The organism is Methylocapsa palsarum (genome assembly GCF_900114285.1).
In the GTDB taxonomy this organism is placed as follows: Bacteria; Pseudomonadota; Alphaproteobacteria; order Rhizobiales; family Beijerinckiaceae; genus Methylocapsa; species Methylocapsa palsarum.
Window position 1 is genome coordinate 196,515 of sequence record NZ_FOSN01000007.1, and the last position, 23,135, is coordinate 219,649.

Genomic DNA, 23,135 nt, shown 5'->3' on the forward strand with positions numbered 1-23,135 from the left:
CATGTCCCTGTGGAACAAATCCGTCATCTTCGAAAAGAACGCGCTGATCATGCTGATCGGCGTCCTCATCGTCGTCTCGATCGGGGGATTGGCTCAGATCGTGCCGCTGTTCTATCTGAAAAGCACGATCGAAAAGGTCGATGGCGTGCGGCCCTATACGCCGCTCGAACTCGCCGGTCGCGACATCTACGTGCGCGAAGGCTGCTATCTGTGCCATTCGCAGATGATCCGCGCGCTGCGCGACGAGGTCGAACGCTACGGGCATTATTCGCTCGCCGCGGAAAGCATGTACGATCATCCGTTCCAGTGGGGATCGAAGCGCAACGGACCGGACCTCGCGCGCGTCGGCGGCAAATATTCAGACGCGTGGCACCAGCAGCATTTCAACGATCCCCGCTCCCTTGTTCCGGCCTCGATCATGCCGGGTTATCCCTGGCTCGCCACGACGGAACTCGACTACAGGCATATCTCGGAGAGCATGAACGCGCTTGCGAACGAGGGCGTGCCATACACGCAAGAGATGATCGAAAAGGCCGGGCTGGATCTGGAGGCGCAAGCCAAGGACGGCTCGGCGGGTTCGTCTGACCTTGCGAAGCGCTATCCCAACGCCATCTCGCGGAATTTTGGCGGACAGGCCGGCGCCGTGACGGAGGCGGACGCCGTCATCGCCTACCTCCAGATGCTCGGCACGCAGGTTGATTTCAAAATCTACGACGACAAAGCCAATATTCGGTAAGGCCAAGAACATGGATCTCGACGCCCTTCTTCATGATGTGGATTTCCTGACCCTGATCGCCCTTTGCTTCGTCTTCACGGGGATCGCCGCCTACGCCTTCTGGCCGGGATCGCAGGCTGCATTCGACGAAGCTGCACGCCTCCCGCTCAAAGAGGACTAAGAGACCATGTCCCCCGACCCGAAAACTCCAGTGAAAATCGATGCGCTCAGCGGCGTCCCGACAACGGGGCACGACTGGGACGGCATCAAGGAACTCAACACGCCGCTGCCGCGGTGGTGGGTCATCATTTTCGTCGGAACGATCGTCTGGTCGATCTTCTATGTCATCGCCTATCCTGCGATTCCCCTCCACTCATCGTTCACGAAGGGCGTCCTTGGCTGGAGTTCGCGAGGCGCCGTCGGCAAGGACATCGCCGCGCTTCGCGCCACGCGCGGTCCGATGACGGCGGCCCTGGCCAAGGCCTCTCTGCAGGCCATTGAAAAAGATCCCGGTCTGCTGGAATTCGCCCGCGCGCAAGGCAAGGCGGCGTTCGCCGACAATTGCGCGCCGTGTCATGGCGCGGGCGGAGGCGGCGGCAAAGGCTATCCCAATCTGAACGACGACATCTGGATCTGGGGGGGCGCGCTCGACGCCATCTTCGCCACCATCAGCCATGGAATCCGCTCCGGCGACCCGCAGGGACACGACAGCGCCATGCCGGCCTTCGGCCGGGACGGCGTGCTGTCGAAAGCGGAAATCTCGAACGTCGCCGATTATGTCCACACGTTGTCGGGCCAGCCCGCGGAGCAAGGGGCGAGCGTCGCCAGCGGCGCCAAGCTGTTCGCGGAGGATTGCGCGCCCTGTCACGGCGTCAAGGGCGCCGGAAACCAGGAACTCGGCGCGCCGAACCTGACCGCTCACGGATCCCTTTACGGATCGGACAAGGAAATGATCGTCCAGACGCTCACGAACGGGCGCGGCGGCGTCATGCCGGCGTGGAGCGGCCGTCTCGATCTCGCGACTCTCAAGGCGCTCACGGTTTACGTCCATACGCTCGGCGGCGGCCAATGACCCGCGGGAGGCGCGAAAGCCAACAATGAGCCTCAGGCAACAACAATCGCGCGAAATGGCGCTGGAGGCGGCCGGCGGCTCCTCTCCGATGCATGCGCCGCGGCAGCAGATCTACCCCCAAAGCGTTTCCGGCGTTTTCCGCAACATCAAATGGGCTCTGCTCGTCGCGACTCTCGCCGTTTACTACCTGCTGCCCTTCGTGCGCTGGCATCGAGGGCCTTCTGAACCTTCGCAGGCGGTTCTCGTCGATCTCGACCACAGCCGGTTCTATTTCTTCTTCATCGAGATCTGGCCGCAAGAAGTCTATTATTTCACCGGCCTGCTCATCCTCGCCGCGATGACCCTGTTTCTCATGAACGCGGTCGCGGGCCGTCTCTGGTGCGGTTATCTGTGCCCGCAGACCATCTGGACCGACCTGTTCCTGCTCGTCGAACGCTCCATCGAAGGCGATCGCCGCGAACGGATGAAGGCGGCGGAGGGTCCCTGGACGCGCCAGCGATTGACCAGAGCCGTCAGGAAGCACGCGACCTGGCTGCTGATCGCGTGGTGGACCGGCGGCGCATGGGTGCTCTATTTCAATGACGCACCGACACTGGTTCGGCAGCTCGCGACGTTCACCGCGCCCCCGATCGCCTGGATCTGGATCGGCATTCTCACCTTCACGACCTATTTCCTCGCCGGTCATATGCGTGAGCAGGTCTGCACCTACCTCTGCCCCTGGCCCCGCATCCAGGCGGCGCTGACCGACGAATGGGCTCTCAACGTCGCCTATCGCTATGACCGTGGCGAACCACGCGGATCCGCCAAGAAGAACGACGCTCTGAGGCTCGCGGGCGCGCCGGCGGGCGATTGCGTCGATTGCCATCAATGCGTCGCCGTCTGCCCGACCGGAGTCGATATCCGCGATGGCCTGCAACTCGACTGCATCCAGTGCGGCCTTTGTATCGACGCCTGCGACGCCGTTATGTTGAAGGTCGGCCGTCCCGAACGGCTGATCGCCTATGACACCGACGTCAACATCCGCCGCCGCGCCGCCGGTCTGCCCGGCCTGCCGACGCGATTCGTGCGGGCGCGAACCGTGCTCTACGCCGCGATGATCGCCATTGTCGGATCAATCATGTTGTACGCGCTCACGACCAGGGGATCCCAGGGACTCGCTGTGATGCATGATCGCAACCCTATGTTTGTGCAATTGTCGAATGGCGCGATCCGCAACGCCTACACTGTGCGCATTTCAAACAAGAATACCGAGCCCCGCCGCTTCATGATCAATGTGGGCGGACTGGAAGGCGCGCAAATCGAGGGGATCGGAGCGGCCGTGGAGAAAGACGGCGCTCTGATCCTGACAGCCGGTCCCGATCAGACTCTCGAAACGCGGGTTCTCGTGACGGCGCCTCTCAACGTTCAATTGCCGCCTTCGCAGAATATCGTATTCTCGATGGTGGATCTCAAAACCTCCGAAACCGTCAAAGTCGCCGATCATTTTCTTGCGCCCTAGAGTATATTCAAGAATATGCTCACGCTTTTGAATCCGGAGCGATTTCTGATCGACCGAATGATCACATCCGACCGGAAAGCGCCCTAGCATCCTTGGAGATCAGCATGTCTTCGGTCTCGATCAAATCGTCGTCCCCGCACCCATTGCAGGAGCGTCCCCTGACGGGCCGCAAGGTGCTTGCGATGCTGATCGGTTTTTTCGGCGTGGTGATCGGCGCGAACATGGCCCTGATCCATTATGCGACGTCAACATTCGCCGGCCTCGAAAGCGATAGCGCCTATAGCGCCGGCATCGCCTACGGCCGCGAGATCAAAGCCTCGCACGCGCAGGACAAGCTGCATTGGAAGGTCGACGCCGCGATCCGCAGAGACTCCTCCGGCACTCTTGAAGTGACCATAAAGCAGGCCGATGAATCGGCGTCGCCGACTGACGGACTGTCGGCGCTCGTTCAATTTGAGCACCCCGCCAACCGCAGTCGCGACCGCAGCGTCGCCCTCGCGCAAGCCGCTCCGGGAATCTTCACAGGCGCGCTCGATCTCGATCCCGGACGCTGGGATCTCGTGATCGATCTGCGACGCAACGGCGAAACGATGTTCCGCTCTAAAAACCGGGTCGAGGCGCCGTAAAGAGCGTTACGGAGTTCTCATGGCTGACACGTTCGATTTGTCGCATTTCGTCATGCCCGCCGAGGATCAGACGGCGCGCATTGATCTTGCGATCGAAGGAATCGACTGCGCCGCGTGTATCGATGACATCGAAGGCGGGCTGAGGCGGCTGGCCGGAGTGGAACGCGCCCGCCTCAATTTCAGCAACCGGCGGCTGTCCGTGACATGGCGCGAGGGCGAAACAGGTCCCGCGGAGATCATCGCCGTTCTGGCGAGGATGGGTTACCGCGCTCATCCTTTTCGCGCCCGGGATATCGAAGACGAGGCGAGCCGCCAGACCCGGCATCTGATGAAATGCCTCGCGGTCGCGGGTTTCGCGGCGATGAACGTCATGCTGCTTTCCGTGCCGGTCTGGCTCGGAAGGAGCGACGACATGACTCCCGAGACGCGCGATTTCTTCCATTGGCTGTCGGCGCTGATCGCGCTTCCGGCGGCCGCCTATGCCGGACAGCCGTTCTTCGCCAGCGCGCTGCGGGGACTTCGCGCGAGGTCCATGAACATGGACGTTCCGATTTCGCTCGGCGTCATTCTGGCGCTGGGCATGTCGCTCGTCGAGACGATCAATCATGCGGATCACGCCTATTTTGATTCCGCCCTGATGCTGCTGTTCTTCCTGCTGTGCGGGCGCTATCTCGATCACGCCATGCGCCGCAGGATGCGGATGGCGGCGGGCAATATCGCCGCGCTCAAGGGCGAAATGGCGCATCGGCTGAGCGATGACGGGACGATCGTCACGATCAACGCGGAGGCGGTGCGTCCGGGCGACCTCATCCTCGTGCAGCCGGGCGAAAGACTCCCCGCCGATGGCGAGGTTCTGAGCGGTCGGTCCGATGTGGACGAGGGTCTGATCACCGGCGAGACCGCGCCCCGGCCCGTCCTTCCCGGAACGACGGTCTACGCCGGAAGCCTGAATTACGGCGGCGCCCTGACGATCCGCGCGGGCGCCGCGGGCGGGGGCATGCTGATCGACGAAGCCGAGCGGCTCGTCGCCGCCGCCAGCGAGGCGAAATCGAAATATGTGCGGCTCGCCGATCGCGCGGCCCGCCTCTATGCGCCGGTCGTTCATGTCACGGCGGCGCTGACGGCGATCGGCTGGCTGGCCGCTGGCGCCAGCGTTCACGATGCGGTCGTCACCGCCATCGCCGTTCTCATCATCACCTGCCCGTGCGCGCTGGCGCTCGCCGTTCCCGCCGTGCAGGTCGTCGCATCGGGCGCCCTTTTCAAGGCGGGCGTCTTCCTCAATTCGGGCGACGCGATCGAGCGGCTCGCCGGCGCCGATACTCTTGTCTTCGACAAGACGGGCACGCTGACCTTGCCCCAGCATCGAGTCGCGAATGCGGCCGCGATACCGGCCGATCTCCTTTCGATGGCCTCTCGCCTCGCCCTTTCCAGCAGCCATCCTCTCGCTATGGCCGTCGCCGGAGAAACCCTTGGCCAGGCTCCCTATTCCGGCGTTGAGGAAGAGCCCGGACAGGGCCTCAGCGCGATCGTTGACGGAATCGAGGCCCGGCTCGGCAGTCCCGCGTTTTGCGCGGCGGAAGCGCTCGCGCGCGACGCCGGCTTCGACGCGCCGGACGCCTCCGTCATCTGTTTCCGGCACGGCGCCCGGAACGCCGCTCTGATCGTGCGGCAGGGCTTGCGATCGGACGCCGCCGAGACGACGCGCGGGCTCGCCGAAGCGGGCTATGAACTTCACATTCTTTCGGGCGACCGTCGCGCGGCGGTCGCGGGCGTCGCCAACGCGCTCGGAATCGGTGCGTGGCGCGCAAGCTGCAAACCGGCGGACAAGATCGCCTATATCGAAGCCCTCAAAGCCGGAGGCAGGAAGATCCTCATGATCGGGGACGGGCTCAACGACGCGCCGGCTCTCGCCGCCGCCGACGTATCGATCTCGCCGGTCACCGCCGCGGATTTCGCGCAGGCCCAGGCGGATCTGGTCTTTCTGGGGGAAAGGCTCGCGCCTGTCGCCACGGCCCTCGCGGCGGCGCGGCGCGCGCACGCGCTGATGCGGCAGAATCTCTGGCTCGCCGTGATCTACAATTGCATCGCGGTTCCGCTCGCCATCGCGGGTTTCGTCACGCCGCTGATCGCGGCGGCGAGCATGTCCGCATCCTCGGTGCTTGTGACGCTGAACGCATTGCGGGCGTATGACGCGCGGGCGCGAGGCGCTGCTCCCGGAAAGCAGGCGCCCGGAACCGTACTTGAGCCAAGCGCGGAGACGCCATGAACGTGCTTGTCTTTCTGGTTCCCGCCGCTCTGGCGCTCGGCCTGACCGGGCTCTGCGCCTTTTTGTGGTCGCTGAAAAGCGGCCAGTACGAAGACATGGAGGGCTCCGCCGCTCGCATCCTGTCCAACGAAGACCTGGAAAAATGACGTTTCCAGCCCCTTCCACGCGCACGCTTCGAGCCGGTCAGATCGCCTGTTCCTGCCCTTCTACGGGGGCGGACATTCTGGATGGCGGCGGCGGTCGCGGCGGCCTTGCCTCTATGGCGGCGGGATTTGCGTTCGCCGTCCTGTCGCAGATCCTCGCCAACACGATGCTTCCGCTCGGCGGCGCTTTCCTGTCGTCCGACCCGTCTCTGGCGACCATGCCTTACGCGGCTTTTCTCGTCGGCGCGGCGGCCGCGACTTTTCCCGCCTCGCTGCTGCTCGACGCCTTCGGACGCCGCGCCGCCTTCGCGCTTGGCGCAAGCCTTGGCGCCGCCGGCGGGCTGACGATTCTCTGGGCCCTGGCGCATCATCAATTTTTCACCTTCGTCCTCGGCGCGTTCTGGCTCGGGATCGCCAACGGGTTCAGTCTTTTTTACCGGCACGCCGCGGCCATGCTGGCGCCGGGCCGCCCGGCCGCCGCAATCGCCGTGGTTTTTGGAAGCGCGGCGGCAGCCGGTTTGCTGGCCCCGACGCTGGCCGCCCTCGCGGAACAGATCGCGGCGCCTCATCTGTTCGCGGGACTGGCGGGTCTTTCCACAATCGCTCAACTGTGCGCGCTCATCGCGGCGATGCGATTGCCGCCTCGAACGAGTCCGCTGGAGCATATTCCGATCGGATTGAATCCATCCAATCGACAAGAATATGCTCGAGCTTTTGACTCTGGAGCGATTTCTGATCGATCGCATGACTTCATGCGATCGGAAAGCGCTCTCGAACATCAAGTCGCGCCAAACCGCCCATTGGATTGGCGGGTATTCGCTTGCGCGTCAATTGCCGGAGGCCTCGCCTGGTTCGCGATGGCGGCCCTCATGGCGGCCGCGCCGCTCGCGATGGCGGGCTGCGGTTTCGCTTCGACGATTGTGGTCGGCGCCATCGCCTGGCATGTCGTGGCGATGTATGCGCCTACGCTGATTTTCGCCCGGCTGCCGTCGGGACTGGCCCCCGCGTGGCCAGCATTCGCAGGCGCCATCGTCGTCGCGCTGGCTGCGGCGCTCTTTCGATTTTCAACAACACCGGCGTCCTTTTCGGCTTCGCTCGTCCTGCTGGGCATAGGATGGTCGTTCGCGACGACCGGCGCCACGCTCTGGATTCACCGGGGCGGACATCCGGGACCGTGGGTTTTGCCGGCGCATGATTTTATCCTCTTCGCGAGCGCCGTCGCCGGAGCGGTATTCGCCGGCAGGATCGTGTTTTAGGCGGTGAAACGCGGCGCAAAGCGATGGAACCCACATTCAGTCCGATCGGACCGGGGGAAGCGCTCCGGTGCGACTTCACGCCGCGCAGACCAGGGTCTAGATCTGTTTATCTACTGAAATAAAATAGTATTTTGGTTTTGCCCCTCATTCGGATCCCGCCTATTCATTGTGCATCGCACAATAATTTTACTGCAACGCAATAAAATGACCACAGATCCGGGGTAAGCTCTTGCTCATCGCCAGATCGGATGTGTCGGGGGCCACGCCCCGGACCCAATTCGACTGGCCTCATAGGAGTAGGAGGCCACACATGCTCAGACACAGGACCATCGCCGTCATCGCCGTCGCCGCCGTATCGATGGCCGCGACCGCGGCCATGACCCGCGCCGCCGATCCCCTTTCCGCAGCGGTCATGACGCCGATGCAGGGGATCAGTTTCGACATCGGGACCAAACGCGCGGTGAGTTATTTCCTCAGCGACGCCGACGCCTGCCAACTCACCGTGACGCTCGCCGAAACGAGGGGTGACAACGTAGTCAACAGCGCCACGGCCATGCGGATGACGGTCGCCGTCGAACCCGGGAAGGTCGCGCATCTCGACACCGCCGCGGGCAAGGGGCTCGACTTCAAGTGCCAGGCGGGGGCGAAGCAGATGAACGTCAACGAGTCGGACCTCGCCGCGTACTAAGAGCGCTTTCCGACCGAATGTGATCATTCGGTCGATCAGAAATCGCTCCGGATTCAAAAGCTTGAGCATATTCTTGTCGATTGGCTTAATTCACTCCAATCGGAATATGCTCCAGGGATCGCGAGGCGCTTTGCTCATCGCATCACGATAACCTGGTCGCCGCCGCGCCTTTTTGCGCGGACGCCGGAGGGCGCAGTTCGCCCTCCGGTCGTGCGGGGCGCCCGCCGGATCAAGAAAATATAACAATGAGCCAAGGATTCCCTCCTCGAAGGAAATCAATTGTAAGTGCGCGCCGCCCAGCCGCAGGCAAGCCGTTAAAACGTTAGGCGCCGCTCCAGCCACGACGCCGCCACCCGGTCATGCCACGGCACGCGGCCGCCCCGGCTGTGAAAGCCCAAATGGCCGCCGTGCGGACTGAGCAAAGCCTCGATCATCGGCAGGCGCGGCCAGTCGACCGCCGTGTAGCAGCCGGCCGGAATCCAGGGATCGTCGAGCGCGTGCAGAATCAAGACCGGACGCTCGATCGCCGCGAGGAAACGCCGGGCGGAATTGCTCTCGTAATAATCGAGCGCGTCTTTGAAGCCAAACCGCGGCGCGATGAAGCAATCGTCGAACTCGAAGACGCTGCGGGCGGAGACGATGGCGATTCGCTCATCGGCGCTCAGCACCGCGCCCGGAGCCAGGGCGTCGCGTTTCATGGCGGCGAGCACATAGCGCTGGTAGAACACGTTTCGCGGGGCCATCATCCGCGCAGCGGTCGCGGCGAGGTCGATCGGGGCGGAAACGGAGATCGCGGCGAGGACCGGCAGTCCATGACCGCCTTCGCCCATGAATTTCAGCACGAGATTGCCGCCGAGCGAATGGCCGAGGAGGACGATACCTCGCCGTGTCAGATCGTCGGGGAGGCCGCGGAGAGCCTGCGACAAGTCCGCTGTTCGACCGGCGTGGTAATGGCCTGCGGAGGTGGCGCGCGACGGACCCGCGCCGCGCAGATTGAGGCGCAGGACCGGCCAGCCCTCGGCCACAAGATGGCGCGCCGACTGAACCACATAATTGCTCGTCTCCGAACCGGCGAGGCCGTGCGCCAGTACGACGAGGGGACGGGCGGCGGCCACCCCGGCCGGACGATCGAGCCGGGCCGCCAGCCGATCGCCGGCGGAGACCTGGAGCAGCCGCCGCTCGCCGCCCGACAGATCCGGCGGGCCGCCGCAAATAATATTGCGCAACGTCTGCAGATCGCCGCCGAACCAGGGCGCGCGCTGCCGGAACGGCGGAAAATTCGAACCGGCCTCCTCATCATCATCTTGCATATGCAGATGCTTTCCCCCGGACGCGGGCCAAGCTTCCTGGCGCCGGAGCAAAACGCGGAACCACGCTGGCGGTCACGTGAAGAACATATATATATCCCTGCCTGAACAATTGCCTTGCCGCGACGGCGATCCGGCGAAAAAATTTAAAAGAGGGTATGGATGGACGAGGCGGCGCGCGAAAAACCGCAAAGGGATCCTCGGGGCTGGCACGCGATGTCCTTCGAGGAGGTCGCGAAACAGCTGAACGCCAACCTTCGGGCGGGTCTTGATAAGGGCGAGGTGTCGGCGCGGCTCGATAAATACGGAGCCAACCGTTTGCCGGAAGCGGGCAAGCAAAGCTCGTTCATGAAATTCCTGGCGCAGTTCAACAATATCCTTGTCTACGTCCTCCTTGGCGCCGGATTCGTGAAAATGATGCTCGGCCTCTGGGTCGACGCTTCCATCATCCTCGCCGTCGTCTTTATCAATTCGCTGCTTGGCTTCATCCAGGAAGGGAAGGCGGAGAAGGCGCTGGATTCGATCCGCGACATGCTTTCCGCCGAAGCCAGAACCCTGCGTGACGGCGAGGCGCGCATGATCGCGTCGGAACAGCTCGTGCCCGGCGATATCGTGCTGCTCGAATCCGGAGACAAGGTTCCCGCCGATCTCCGGCTGATCGACGTCAAGAATTTGCGAATGGAGGAGGCCGCGCTCACCGGCGAGTCCGTGCCGACGGACAAATCCATCGAACCCGCCTCCGCGGACGCGACCGTCGGGGACCGCCACGGCATGGCCTATTCCGGCACGCTCGTCGTGTCGGGGCGCGGGACCGGCGTCGTCGTCGCGACGGGCAGCGAAACGGAGCTTGGACGCATCAACCAGATGCTGGCCTCGGTCAATGCGCTTGAAACGCCGCTTCTGCGCCAGATCAAGAAGTTCGGCTACGTCATCACGGCCGTGATTTTTGTGGTTGGCGCCATCGTGTTCGCCTACGGCCGCTGGGTCGAGGGACTGCCGTTCGTCGAGATTTTCCAGGCGGTCGTCGGCATCGCGGTTTCGGTCATCCCCGAAGGCCTTCCCGCCATCATCACCATCACGCTGGCGATCGGGGTGCAGCGCATGGCGCAGCGCAACGCCATCGTGCGCCGGCTTCCGGCGGTCGAGACGCTCGGATCCGTGTCGCGGATCTGCTCCGACAAGACCGGCACGCTGACGCTCATGGAAATGATGGTGGTGTCGGCCGTCACCGCCGAAGCCGCCTATACAGCCACGGGAGATGGTTACGCCCCGGAAGGAAAGGTGCTCCGAGACGGCGAGCCCGCAGGGAAAGACCCGGTTCTCGACCTGATGGGCCGCGTCTCGTTGCTGTGCAACGATGCGGAGCTGCGCCAGAAAGAGGGCGTCTGGAAAGTTGAGGGCGATCCCACCGAAGGCGCGCTTTATCCCTTCGCCGCCAAGCTTGGTCTTGACCGGCGCGCGGAGCAGGAGGCCTTCCCCCGGCTTGACCTCATTCCGTTCGAATCCGAACACAAATTCATGGCGACCCTCCATGGCGCGAACGCAGGCGGGCAAATGCTCCTCGTCAAGGGCGCGCCGGAGGTGATCCTCGACCATTGCGACCGTCAGCAGACCGCGGGCGGCGAGCCGCAACCGATCGACCGTGATCATTTCATGAAAGCCTCGGACCAACTCGCGGCGCAGGGGGAACGCGTGCTGGCGCTCGCCTGGCTCGAAAATCCCGGAATCGCCGCCGGGAGCCTGTCCGCCGCGGATCTGCCGCGAACCCTGGTTCTGCTTGGTTTGATCGGCCTTCTCGATCCCCCAAGAAAGGAAGCGATCGAGGCGGTGAAGGAATGTCACGCGGGCGGCATCCGCGTGACGATGATTACCGGCGATCACAAGATCACCGCCGCCGCCATCGCCAAAATGCTCGGCATCGGCGACGGAGTGACGGCGGTCACAGGCGCCGAGATCGAGCGGATGGATACGGCCTCGCTTCAGAAGACGGTCCGCAACGTCGATGTTTTCGCGCGGGCCAGTCCCGAGCACAAACTCCGCCTCGTCAAGGCGATGCAAGCAAACAATCAGATCGTGGCCATGACGGGCGACGGCGTCAACGACGCGCCCGCGCTCAAGAAGGCCGACATCGGCGTCGCAATGGGAATCAAGGGCACCGAAGTGACCAAGGAAGCGGCCGAGATGGTGCTCGCCGACGACAATTTCGCCTCGATCACCGCCGCTGTGCGCGAAGGGCGCACGGTTTACAACAACATCGAGAAGGCGATTCTTTTCATGTTGCCAACGAACGTCGCTCAGGCGGCGGTCATCATGGTCGCTATTTTCCTCGGGTTCACCCTGCCGATCACGGCCCCCCAGGTGCTCTGGGTCAACATGGTGACGTCCGTCGCGCTTGGACTTGTGATTTCGTTCGAGCCGCATGAACGAGGCGTGATGCGCCGCCCGCCCGCCGCGCCCGGACGCCCGATCCTGAACGGCTTCGGACTCTGGCGGGTCATTTTCGTCGGCTCCGCCCTGCTCGCGCTCACCCTCGCCGCATTCTTCTGGATGAAGTCCGACGGCGCTTCGGACGCGCTCGCCCGGACGGTCGCCGTCAACACCCTAACGATAGGCCAGGTGTTTTATCTTCTGAATTCGCGCTTTCTGCGCGAGTCGTCGCTTTCGATCAAGGCGCTTTCCGGCAACAAATACCTGCCGATGGGCATCGGCGCCGTCGTTGTCTTGCAGCTTCTGTTCACTTACGCGCCTCCCTTGCAATATCTGTTTGGCAACGAAGCGATCCCGCTGGCCGTCTGGCCGAGGCTTTTTGCCGGCGGCTTCTTGTTCTTCCTCGTCGTGGAATTCGAGAAACTCGTCATACGTCTGCGGACGCCATCGCCAGATGCAGCAGTGGAGGCGCAGGCGCAAGGCGCAGGCGCTTTCCCGCTCTCCGCTTCACCGCCGGCTCAGGCGAAGAGGCCGGAGCGGCGGGAGGCCGCGCCCCTCGCTTCGAAAGCCGCCGAGCGGAATTCTTTCGAATGGGCCGTTCCGCTTGTGTTGATTCTGGGCCTCACGGCGATCGCCTATTCCTTATCCTGACGCGAAGGAGGAGGTTCGCGCTTCAAGGCGCGATCCTCACCATTCATACTCGGCGCCGGCGCCGACCGAGGCGCCCCCCGTCGCGTCGATGGCTCCTTTCGCCTTCAGCTGCTTGAAGATCGTCACGCTCATTCCGACGCCCGTCTGCGTCGGGGTGGCGCCGGTATGGACGCCAAGGCTGACCCGGTCGCCGAGAAAGTTGCTCAGGGGGTTGTTCGAGGCGTTCCCCACGCCAAGGCCCAGCGAACGGCGCAGCCCCTCGAAAGCGCCGTTGCCGCCCGAATAGATCGCCATCGCCTGCGCCAGCGACAGCGCCTGCGTCGGCGAGAGCTGACCCGACGGCGCCCCGAACAGCAGCCGCGAGAGGATTTCGTCCTGCGGCAGATCGGGACTGGAAGTGAAAGTGAATTGCGGATCAGCCGGATCGCCCATGATCGCGATGCTGACGGAAGCGCCGCCCGCCTGCGTCGTCGCCAGAAAGTCGAGATGGGGCGAGAGGTCGCCGGCGAAGACGAGGTTCGCCCGCGTGAAATCGAGGTCCGCGGTCAGAACCCTGAGATGTCCGCTCACCAGATTGAATGAACCGACCGGCTTTGGATCCGCCAGCGTCCCGGTCAGCCGCAGGTGGCCGCCGAGTTGCGCGTCGAGACCGCGTCCACGCACGCGGATCCGCCCCGGCACGTTTATGGCGAGATCGAGCGTCGCGTTGAAGGCGCGCGCGTCCCGGCCGCGCCTGTTTTGCGCGGCGATCGCAAGCCGGGCTGCGGCGGCCGGCGGAGGATCGATATGGCGCGCCCCGGGAAGCGGCTGCAACTGGGCCGCCAGACGTTCCGGGATCGAAATGTCCAGCGTCTTGACATTGACCGCGCCGCCGATGCGCGGACTTTTCGCGAGCGGCCCCGAAACATCGAGGTCGAGCCCAAGGACCGCCGTCGCGAGCGCGCTCTGGACAATCTCGGCGTTCTCGCTGCGGATACGGATATCTCCCGGAAATCCGCCTGCCGGATCGAACCGGAACGATCCAAGGGCCGTGATCGACCCGCCGTTGCGCGTCGCGGCCGAGGCGCTTTCGATATTGATCCGGTCTCCTTGCGCGATGAGCCGGGCGCGAATGGCCTCCAGGCGAATGCCGAGAATCGCATCCTGGAACGAACCGTTGGCGAGAGCGATCGATCCTGACGCCAGCGGCTGCCGCACGGTTCCGCGCACCCCCGCGTCCACGACGATCGAACCTGAAAAGCGCCGCCCCGAAGCGGACAATGATCGATTGAAAAGGCCGGCGTCGAGATTGCCCTTGAAGGTCAGATCCAGCGGACCCGCACCGTCGAGAGGCGCGCTCCCGGAGAGTCTCAGCCGGCCCATCTGGCCCGGCGCAAGCGTCGCGTCGAGAATTGTCCGTCCGCTCTCGAATTTGCCGGACGCATCGACGGCGGCTGGCGGAAGCCCGGCTCCTAGCGTTTGCGGCGAGGCGAGGCCGGCGATTTTCAAGCGATAGGTTCCCCACGGATCAGAAGGGGCGCCTTTGATTGTGGCCTCGCCGTCAAGGGTTCCCGACAGCCCAAGGCCGGGCGAAACCACATCGAGCGCGGAGAGGGGTACGGCGCGCGCAATCGCCTTGAGGTCCAGAAGATCGCCAGCGCGCCCATCGAGCGTCAGCCGCCCGCCACCGAGCTTGAAAGCGATATTGCGCAGATCCGCGCCGCCGTCCCTGATGATGATCGTCGCTGGCCCTGCGAGACTGATCCTGTCGCGTCCGCGCGCCGCCTCGAATTTTGCGATTTCCATGCGGACCGGGGCCGATGGGATAAGCTTTCCGCGCGCGTCGAGGCTGAAGCCCCTGGCCAGCGCCGTCAACGAGATGTCGCTGGCTCCCGCTCCACGCTCAGCCCCGTCCCTGGCGTCGAACCGGATTTTCGAAAAACTCTCGCCGCCGAGGCGCGCCTGATCGGCTGTGAGCGAGCCGGCCACCGCGGGGGCGCGGTAGATATCGGTGAAGACGAGGTTCGCGGCGAGCCTGTCGAGACCAAATCCAAATCCCTCGATCCGCTTGGCGTTGGCCTTGATCGAGGCGTCCTGCCGCGCATCGGCATGGGTGAAGGTCACGTCGGCGTCGAGCTCCCCCGAAAGCTTCTGCAACGCCAGAGCGGACAGATCGTCAAGATCACGGGCGTGGATCGTAAACTGGCCCGCCGCGAAATGGGCCGGGTCGAGCGTCGCGCCGCCCTGCGCCGTGACCGAGCCGATCGCGATATCGACTCCGTCGAGGATCACGCCGCCCGCGGAGGGCCGCGCGACATGCAACGAACCCCGCGCAGGCTTGCGGTCGATGTCGGCGTCAAGGGTCACACGCGCCTCGGGCGCGTCGCGAAGGTTCGCGGCGTCGATTTGCAGGTCAAGGCGCGGGACCGGCCGCCCGATCATCGTTGCGTCCCGCACCTTGATCGCCGCGCTGGCGCTCGGCCGCTGGAGCGCGCCCGTCACATGCACGGCGGCTTCGCCGCGTCCGGAGACGCGCGCGTCGGCCTTCGCCAGATCCGGGACGGTCAAAAGCGCGGTCAAATCAGCCAGAGCCGGGGTCACCGCGCCGTCGATGCGGGCGCTGGCGTTGGGGCCAATGAGGCGCAGGTCGGAAAACCCGAAGCCGCCGTCGGCGTCGAGCCGTGCGCCCCCGGCCAAAGTCAGCTTGCCGCCATAAAGGCCGTCCACTGGCGCAATTCCAGTCGCGAAGCGATTGGCGCTGGCGTCGATCTTCGCCGCAAAGCGGTTCGCGCGCGGAACGCCTTCGATATCGGCCTTCAGCCGCGCCTCGCCTTTGAGGGCGAGCCCCGAGATTCCTCCGAAACGCGCGAGATCGGGCGCGAAGGCCTCGAGGCGCCCCTGCAATTCGGCGGCGCCCGCGCGGCCCTGGAATTGCGCTGTCACGGTTTGCGATCTGACCTCCAGGATTTTGAAATCGACGGCGCCCTTCGTCGTGCAGACGCCCTGGGCCGTCAAAGCGACGTCGCCGCCGATTGCTTGCGCCAACGCCCGGTTCGACAGCGCGAGACCCTTGACCCTGGCGTCGGCGGCAATGTGCAGCAGCGTCGCCGAGCGCGTGATCGAGCCGTCCGGCTGCGCTTTCAACGACGCCTCGAGGCGGCGGAACGAGGCGGTCGGGAGTCGGGTATCGTCGGCTTCGAGCGTCGCGTCGATCGCCGGAGAATCGAGAGGGCCGGTGACTTTGGCGTCGAAAGCGAGCCGCCCGATCTCCGCGTCCTTCAGCGAAGTGCCGGTCCCCGAGTTGGGCGCGTTTTTGGCCAAAACCCTGATGTCGGCGATCTGGTCCGCCGAGATCTTGCCGGCGATATTCAGCGTCGCCGCCGCCGCGTTGAGATCTATCCCCCCGATGTTGATCGCGCCGTTGTCGCCGAAGAAGACATCGCCGGTCAGCCTGGTCGTCCCGGCGAACACCGGCGCCGCGATCTCCGGCAGCATTCCCGAGACCCGCGCGGCGAGGTCGAGGTCCAACCTGCGCCCCTCGCCCTCGCGCTTGAGGACCGCATCGCCGTTTGCGCCGATGCTGGGACCGGCGTCGAAGACGAGCTTCGCGGCGAAGGCGTCGAGCGCGCCGGAGCCGTTGATGTTCAGAGTGACGGGCGGTCCCCCCGGAATACGACCCAGTTCCGAAAGAATGCCGCCCGCCGGTTCGTCGAGCTTGACGGCGAGGTCGAGGCGCTGCGTCTCCGGCACGAGATTGAGCTGCACATTGAGCACCGCCGGGCGGTCGAGCCTCTGCGCGTCAAGAATGAGCTGAAGCCCTTCCGAGGGAGGCCCAAGCTTCGCAATGCCGCCAATCGAGAAGCTCGCCGCAACGCCAAGGACGGGCTGCCCGAGATCGGCGCGCGCCAGCGAGAATTGCCTGATGTCCACGCGCAGGGGCAATTCGGGCAAGAGCGGCTGCTGTTCGCCAGAGACGGGCGCCTCCGCCGGAATCGGCCTGCGGGCGACGTTCATCTGATCGATGTCGAGCTTATCGATCTCGAGCCGCCGCTGCAGCAGGGCGAGCCGCCGCCAGACGATGCGTATGCGGTTGACGCTCAGCCAGACGCCGTCGCTGTCAGCGATCCTGAGATCGCGGACGGTCGCATCGGACGAGAGGGCGCCGTCGATTCCGCCGATTGAGACCCGGCTCGCCGGGGTCGAGAGCGCTCGCGAGATCAGATCCGCGAGAACGCCCTTTTCCTCTTCGGCGGCATAGCTCGCGGCGGCGAAAAGCCCGAGCCCGGCGAGGGCGAGGAGGCCCGCCGCGACGAAAATCATACGCCGGACTGCGGTTCGGAGCGGAGAAGGCCAGATGCGCGCCATCAGAACGGCTGTCCAATGCTGACATAGAAGACGACCGGATAATCGTCCGGACGCGGATCGAGCGGGCGCGCGACGTCAACCCGTAGCGGTCCGATCGGCGTATAATAGATCAGCCCGACGCCCGCCGACATCCGGGTGTCGCCGGAGCTTCCGAACGGCAGCGATCCCCGGAAGGCGCCGCCGACATCGAAGAAAGGCGCGACGCCGATCGTGTCTGTGACCTTGATGCGCGCCTCGAGCGTCGCGTTGAAGGCGCTCAGACCGCCGATCGTGTAGCCAAGCGGCGTGGACGGGCCGACAGTCTGATAGCGGAAGCCGCGAATCGTCGCGAGGCCGCCCTCGTAAAAGCGGTAGTTTGCCGGAATGCCGGGCAGGCCGCCCGAATTGCCGAAAATGGAGCCGAAGCCGGCGCGGGCGGCGATAATATACTGGGCGTCGTCGTCAATGGCGTAATAGGCCGAACCTGTCAGACTGGCCCTGGTGAAGCCCGATTCGCCGAAAAATGAGGGGTAGGGCGTGGCCAGCGCCGTGACGCGAAAGCCCTGGCTCGGATCGAGGAGCTTGTCGGTTCCATCATAACGCAGCCCAAGCGGGATGCCGAGGAGCGTGTAATTGACCCGGCCGAGCGCGTCGGTCGCATCGCCCTTTTCGAATTTCACGCCCGCCTGCGCCGACAATGTCTCGTCGATGCGGTAGCGCAACGCGGCCGTGCCCCCGGCGAGCTGATCCACATAGCCGCCAAAGCTGCCGCCGCCGGAACGGTTCTCCTCGGCCATGCCGTCAAGAAGGAAATCGGCGCGGGATCCATAAAGAGCGGGCTTCATGAAGCTCAGCGCGACGCGCCCGCCAAGTCCCGCGCTGTCGAAATTCTGGACGCCGTGGAAACTGTTGTAGCTATTGGCCGTGATGCCGTAGATGGGCGGCGCGTAGAACACATCGCCTTGGAGACGGAGACTTTCCGCAGCGCCAAACAGATTGCGGTTTTCGTAATAGAGGCTGCCGGTTGGCCCGTCGACCGTGGAATAGCCGGCGGTGAAGCCGATGAGATTGTTGGGGCGGTCTCCGACATCGATGAAGATCGGCAGGTTTCCATTGGCGTCCAGCCGTTCGCCCTCGCGGATGCGCACCGAGCCGACCGCCGGGATCGAACTGATCGCGCGCCTTGTGTCCGCAATCGCCTTCGGCGTATAGGGCTGGCCCTGTTGCAGGTAAACGAACGAATTCACGATCGCGGGGTCAAAGCCGCCGGGGCCATTGATCGAGACCGCGCCAAAACCCGCCGTCGGCCCAGGATCGACGGCGTATGTCACATCCATGGTCAGCAGGACGTGGTTGACCGTCGGATGGGGCAGCGGGGCGGTGACGAGGGGATGGGATTGCGCCCGAAAAAAGTCGATCAGCCGCGCATTGGCGGCGCGCAGATCGGCCGCTGCGGCGGGATCGCCGGGTTTGAGCTTCAGGATGCGCGGCGGCAAAATCTCCGGCGGGAACGGCGCGCCGGTCGACGCATCTACGACGGCGACGTTCCGCAGGCGGAACAACGGCCCCGTCTGCGCCGTGATCGTGATGGGAACGGCGGCGCGGTTCCGGTAGACGTCCGCCGCGCTGGCGAACTGATCTGCGCCCACGGGAAGCTCAAACCGGGTTCCTCCAACCGCGGCGAAGATTCGCGCATTGTAATAACCGGCGCTCCACAGCGCATCAAGCATGGGCGCAAAATCGGCGTTGAGCCGTTGCGCCAGAGCCTCGCCGTCCTGCGGCGGATCCTGCCTTAATTTGTAAAGATTGGAGCTGTCCCGCAGCGAGCCCTTGACGCTGTCCTCGCCCTCGACGGCGAAGTCCATCTGATAGGGCAACGTCTCGGGCGACGGCGCGGGGACCGAATCCGAGCCGAACAGGCCAAAAAAATCAAACGCCGACGCGGACTCGGCCTTGAGCAGCGCGCCTGTTGCGGCGGCGCCGATCAGAACAAGGCTGATCAGGGAGCGCGCTCCTGCCCTTCGCTTCACCCGACGCATCCATTCCAGCATACGCAAACACAAGCCTAAACTTCGACGATCCGCCGCCGCCTTATCCGTTCATGCAGGCCAATTATGGACGGAAAGCGTCGGCGGCGGGTTAACGCCCCAGTTTGCGCTGGATTTCGCCAATGAGGTTAATCGGAGGACCCGCCATTTGCGCCAGGAATCCCGAGCGCGCGGAGGCCGCTCGGTTCGGCTCCGTCATGGCGGATTTTCATCGAGCTGAAAAGGAACAGGAGCCGGCGGCCTTCGCGCCGCCTCGACCCATGAAATGAACCGGAGCCGTTCGGCGGCGCCGGCGTTCCTGATCTCCGCCCGCCACAGGGCGAAGCGCGGAGCATAAATTTCCTTCAAATGTGAAGAAAACCATGCTCCGAGAACTTGAGCGTCCAGATTTTTCTAATCGTTGTCGCCGTCATGATCCCAGTCGTGGCTGACGGCGAACAGGTCGCTCAGGACCAAGACGCCGGGATCGCAGGCATGGTTGAGACAAGGAAGACCGAAGCCGCCCTCGATCGTCTTCAAGAGCGAAAAATGAGTGTTGAACGCCGTGTTCGTATGATGACGGACGCCATAATTCGTCTCGACGATGAGCAGGACCTTGTTGACATTTGGCGTGGCGCTGTAATCGTTCTCATCCCACACGACGACAATCGCGTTCCTGCCCTCCCGCCAGGACGTCGACTTGTGGATCGTCTTCACCAGCCGCTCGACCTCGACGTCGCCCCGGTAGATCAGTGCCGGATTCAAGCCGTCCTGCGTTCCCTTGTCGGAGGGATCGTAGTTACAGAAAGCGCCGGCGTTGCCCCGGCCATGCTGATCGTTGCACTGATTCGGCGCGATAAGAGAAAAAGATGGAACCTCGCCCGAGCCGAGGTCCGCGTAAAGCCCGTGCGGCCCATCGAAGTCCGCGATTTGAGCAAGACTCAACTTCGAATTCGCACCGTCCTGAATGTTTTTGAAATACGCGAACGGATTGTGCTTCACGGCATAGAGATACACAAGACTGCTTGACGTCAGCGGCGGAGTTAGGGCCGGTTTGATCTGGGTGAAATCGGTCTTGTTGGTATAGACGCCGTCGCTGACGTTGACGCCGTCCGCGCCCGACAGCGGAAGATTTTCCTGATAGGACTTCCAGGTCCGGCCGGCCGCGACCAACTGATCGGCGATCGTTTTTCCAGAAATATTCTTGGCCACAGGAATGGAATGAATCCCATCGATGTTGGTCACCGACGTGGCGGGAGGCTCTACCTCATTCGTGGCGTCGAACAGGGTTACGGCGGCGTCCGCGCCGGACCCGTGGATTGGGCAAATCACTCCGGTCGCGGGATTATCGGTCTGGACGACTCCCGTTTTGAGGTTGGGTTGGCAGGCGACGCTATGCCAATCCGGATAATTGTCAGACAAGTTGCCGAAATTCGAACCGCCGACGATCTCCAGGTAGTTCGTCAGGCTTGGATGGCCGACCGCGAAATAATTGGTCGCGGAATTGGCGCGCTTCGCATATGTGTTGATGAACGGCGCGTTGGGGTTTCCGACGATCTGATCGTAACCGTGATTCTCCATGATGATCAAAAACACATGATCAAGTCGCGGTATGTTCGCCGGGACCGGCCCTTCGGCGGCCAATGCGGCTCCCCCCAAAAGGGACATGAACAGAGTAAGGCCTTTCGCGGCGGTTTTCATGTTGGACTCGGCTCCCACTTGACGTCTTACAGGCGACGTTCGGGGGCGGGGCAGCGCCCGAGCCCGAACCGCCCTCGCCGTCCCATACGAATTGGACAAGAAACTATTGTGTCAGGTTGCGGATAAGTAAGCGGGGACTCGAGTTAAGACGTCCGCGGCGATCCTGCGGCACACTGTAGATTGCCGCACTGTAGATTTATGAGTGCTATTATTTGTATAATTACGACCAAGAGCGGCGTGGGCGGAAAGCGTCTTGACAAGCAATGATCTCATCCGCGCTTTAAAATTTCCGCGGCCCTTGTATAACCTCCGTCACCGCCGTCGACGAAATGAACGTGCGACCCGGTCGCCGCCGAAGTCACGAGGCAGGTCATCAAGGCGGACTCGGACACATGCGCGCCAAACCGGATTTCGCCCGCCTCCGCGCGCCGGGATAGTTCGGCGCGGATCAGCGTTATGCTGTCGGCCGGGCAATCGAGAACGAAGCACAGGCGGTTGTCGAAAAACGAAAAGTCCGTATTTCTGATGAGCAATTCCCGGTAGGCCAGGGGGTCGAACGATCCGATCGGGATGTTTCGCGAAATGAAGAACCACGCCGCCAAGGTTTCGGCGAGCACGCGCGCGGCCGCGAGAGCGAGCGGAGCGCCTTTGCGCCGCGCCCGCGCCTCCAGGATATAGCCTTTTGGAGGCCAGCGGATGGCGAGTGTTTCATCGCGGACGGGGCGTGGGTTTCCCATGGCCGCCGCGATTTTGACGACATCCGCATAGACCTCGGCGAAGACGCCGATTTCTCCGGCGGCGATGATCGACATCATGCTTCCGCGCCGGGAGCGAAGTTCCTCCCAGCGGCATGACAGCCCCGATAGATCCAGATCGCCGCGATCATCGAGAGCGTCCGGAATGGAGGCGGCGGCATGGAGCGCATTCTCGCCGCCGCTTTTGACCGCGGCCTCAAGAAGTTCGACCCCGCCGCCGAGAAAGACGCCGAACGCATTGCCCGGCGAGGGCTCGTAGCGGCCGACAAGCGCCTCGGCGCCCGCGCGCCGGATCTCGCGAACGCTGAGCAGTCCTACGCGAAGATCAAGCGAGAATTCCCGTCCAATCAATCCGCGCAATCGCGCTAGCACAACGCGTGCGTTCTCCACATGCGAGGGAGGGATCATGACCACGGCGCCGTCGCCGCCGAACAGGAACGGCAATTGAGCGGGCGCGCAAAGGTTCTTCAGCGCGGCGATCGAGGACGCCGCGACGAAATTGACGGTCTTATAGAGGCCGTTCGAAATGGCGTCCGTCGAATTGCGCACGTCCGTCACCGCGAGGCGCCAGTCGTCCGGGGCGCGCCGGTGGGCGGCGGCGCTGAACGTCCCGTCAGGGGTCGTGAATGGCGGCAGATCCTTGAAGAAGGCGTCGCCGGAATGAAGAGAGGCGTCCAAGGGCATGCCCTTCTGCTTGTCTGCCGTGATGCGCCTGGCTCTGGCGTCAGGCCACAGAATAATTACAATGAAGCTCCCGCGCACGGGGCTCATTCAAACCGAGCAAGATAGGACGCAAACCGAGCAAGATCGGACGAACAAGGATCGGACGAACAATGTCAAACGCCTCCGCCCTCAGCGACCTCGACGCGCGCATCGCCGCCGTCCGGGAAAACATCCGGGAAGTCACCGAACAGGCCGCGGCCTATTCGGGCGCCGCGGACGAGGAGAGAAATGCCGACCGCATCGCCGAAATGGAAAGCCATCTGGCCGAGCTTCTGAAGGAGCGCGAGGATCTGGGTAGGGCTGCGATTTAGGCGGAGCGAACGCCCGCCGCCGCAATGAAAAAAGGCCCGCACGCGGGGTTTGCGCGCTCAGCGTTTTCCCCGGCCGGGCCGCGCTGTGGTCTCCCGGCTTCACCGCCACGCCGGAAGGGGCCGACACCGAGCATTTCGTGTTGCCTCGTGACCTTTACCCGAAAGGTGTCTCGTTCGGAGGGCAGCTGGAAACCTTTAGCCCTGACGCCGACCCTCCCGGCGGCGGTATAGGCCGCGTCCGAAAATTGCCAACAGAGAAATGATGATATGGACGCTTCGTCGTCAGCAAAATGGTTTGCCGAATTTAACGTCAAAAACAAGACACTGGTGCTGATAAGATTAATGTTCGAATTTTCTCTCGTGACCAGAGATATCACGTCGTCGCCATTGGAGAGCGGGGCTTGTCGTAAGCTGCACGGGATTGGGGAAATGGAGCATGTCATCACGTCCTATCTTTTATCGTTAAATTGCGACGACGCCGAACGATATGCCGACAACGACTTGATAGAATTATTGTTTGCAATGCCGGGCGATTACAGGCTTGAAGGCGCTGACCTTGCCCCCTCGAACGCCCTAGTTTTGAACTGGAGTTCAAGACGGGGAGATTGAGATGAAGAAGAGCCGCTTTTCGGAAGAGCAGATTATT

Annotated in this window: 17 protein-coding genes; 12 read left to right on the forward strand and 5 right to left on the reverse strand. The window is 63.6% G+C overall.

From position 1 onward, the window contains the following. Position 1 precedes the first annotated feature (1 nt). The 9 genes from ccoO (at position 2) to BM177_RS10115 (ending at position 8,264) form a co-directional block, all read left to right on the forward strand. Complete coding sequence (gene ccoO / locus BM177_RS10075) at positions 2–736, forward strand: cytochrome-c oxidase, cbb3-type subunit II (RefSeq protein ID WP_091681732.1); 735 nt, start codon at positions 2–4, stop codon at positions 734–736. Between the two features lie 10 nt (positions 737–746). Further along, the gene (locus tag BM177_RS10080) at positions 747–896 is read left to right on the forward strand and encodes a cbb3-type cytochrome oxidase subunit 3 (protein WP_091681734.1); all 150 of its coding nucleotides are present in this window, start codon (positions 747–749) and stop codon (positions 894–896) included. Between the two features lie 6 nt (positions 897–902). Next, positions 903–1,787 carry a cytochrome-c oxidase, cbb3-type subunit III gene (gene ccoP / locus BM177_RS10085; protein WP_091681736.1) on the forward strand — a complete coding sequence of 295 codons (885 nt, stop codon included), beginning with the start codon at positions 903–905 and terminating at the stop codon, positions 1,785–1,787. Positions 1,788–1,812: 25 nt separating this feature from the next. Then, positions 1,813–3,285, forward strand: a complete 1,473-nt coding sequence (ccoG, locus tag BM177_RS10090) for a cytochrome c oxidase accessory protein CcoG (protein ID WP_244532243.1) — start codon at positions 1,813–1,815, stop codon at positions 3,283–3,285. Positions 3,286–3,389: 104 nt separating this feature from the next. Further along, positions 3,390–3,911 (forward strand): FixH family protein, encoded by a 522-nt coding sequence (locus BM177_RS10095; protein WP_139223584.1) that lies wholly within the window; start codon positions 3,390–3,392, stop codon positions 3,909–3,911. A 19-nt stretch (positions 3,912–3,930) separates the two neighbouring features. After that, positions 3,931–6,177 carry a heavy metal translocating P-type ATPase gene (locus tag BM177_RS10100; RefSeq protein ID WP_091681740.1) on the forward strand — a complete coding sequence of 749 codons (2,247 nt, stop codon included), beginning with the start codon at positions 3,931–3,933 and terminating at the stop codon, positions 6,175–6,177. After that, the gene (ccoS, locus tag BM177_RS10105; protein WP_091681742.1) at positions 6,174–6,323 is read left to right on the forward strand and encodes a cbb3-type cytochrome oxidase assembly protein CcoS; all 150 of its coding nucleotides are present in this window, start codon (positions 6,174–6,176) and stop codon (positions 6,321–6,323) included. The genes BM177_RS10100 and ccoS overlap by 4 nt, the downstream gene beginning before the upstream one ends. After that, entirely contained in the window at positions 6,320–7,576 is a 1,257-nt protein-coding gene (locus tag BM177_RS10110; protein WP_091681744.1) for an MFS transporter, read from the forward strand. Before ccoS ends, BM177_RS10110 begins: the two co-directional genes overlap by 4 nt. A 310-nt stretch (positions 7,577–7,886) precedes the next feature. After that, entirely contained in the window at positions 7,887–8,264 is a 378-nt protein-coding gene (locus tag BM177_RS10115) for a hypothetical protein (protein ID WP_091681746.1), read from the forward strand. Between the two features lie 314 nt (positions 8,265–8,578). On the opposite strand, the gene BM177_RS10120 is transcribed toward BM177_RS10115, so the two are convergent. After that, on the reverse strand, positions 8,579–9,574 hold the full coding sequence (locus BM177_RS10120; protein WP_091681749.1) for a YheT family hydrolase: 996 nt from the start codon (positions 9,572–9,574) through the stop codon (positions 8,579–8,581). A gap of 159 nt (positions 9,575–9,733) precedes the next feature. Between BM177_RS10120 and BM177_RS10125 the strand changes: the two genes are divergently transcribed. Continuing rightward, positions 9,734–12,649, forward strand: a complete 2,916-nt coding sequence (locus BM177_RS10125) for an HAD-IC family P-type ATPase (RefSeq protein WP_091681752.1) — start codon at positions 9,734–9,736, stop codon at positions 12,647–12,649. Between the two features lie 36 nt (positions 12,650–12,685). On the opposite strand, the gene BM177_RS10130 is transcribed toward BM177_RS10125, so the two are convergent. The 4 genes from BM177_RS10130 to BM177_RS10145 form a co-directional block, all read right to left on the reverse strand. Further along, on the reverse strand, positions 12,686–16,993 hold the full coding sequence (locus BM177_RS10130) for a translocation/assembly module TamB domain-containing protein (protein ID WP_091681754.1): 4,308 nt from the start codon (positions 16,991–16,993) through the stop codon (positions 12,686–12,688). Next, positions 16,993–19,002: an autotransporter assembly complex protein TamA gene (locus BM177_RS10135; RefSeq protein WP_175492560.1), complete on the reverse strand. Its 2,010-nt coding sequence runs from the start codon at positions 19,000–19,002 to the stop codon at positions 16,993–16,995. The genes BM177_RS10130 and BM177_RS10135 overlap by 1 nt, the downstream gene beginning before the upstream one ends. 411 nt (positions 19,003–19,413) lie before the next feature. Further along, a complete protein-coding gene (locus BM177_RS10140; protein ID WP_175492561.1) occupies positions 19,414–20,700 on the reverse strand; it encodes an alkaline phosphatase family protein in 1,287 nt (428 codons plus the stop codon). A 269-nt stretch (positions 20,701–20,969) separates the two neighbouring features. Then, positions 20,970–22,133, reverse strand: a complete 1,164-nt coding sequence (locus BM177_RS10145) for a DUF3095 family protein (protein WP_175492562.1) — start codon at positions 22,131–22,133, stop codon at positions 20,970–20,972. A 155-nt stretch (positions 22,134–22,288) separates the two neighbouring features. Between BM177_RS10145 and BM177_RS10150 the strand changes: the two genes are divergently transcribed. Both BM177_RS10150 and BM177_RS10155 read left to right on the forward strand, forming a co-directional pair. Beyond that, on the forward strand, positions 22,289–22,489 hold the full coding sequence (locus BM177_RS10150; RefSeq protein ID WP_091681763.1) for a hypothetical protein: 201 nt from the start codon (positions 22,289–22,291) through the stop codon (positions 22,487–22,489). 267 nt (positions 22,490–22,756) lie between these two features. Then, positions 22,757–23,098: a hypothetical protein gene (locus tag BM177_RS10155; RefSeq protein WP_091681765.1), complete on the forward strand. Its 342-nt coding sequence runs from the start codon at positions 22,757–22,759 to the stop codon at positions 23,096–23,098. Positions 23,099–23,135: the final 37 nt, after the last annotated feature.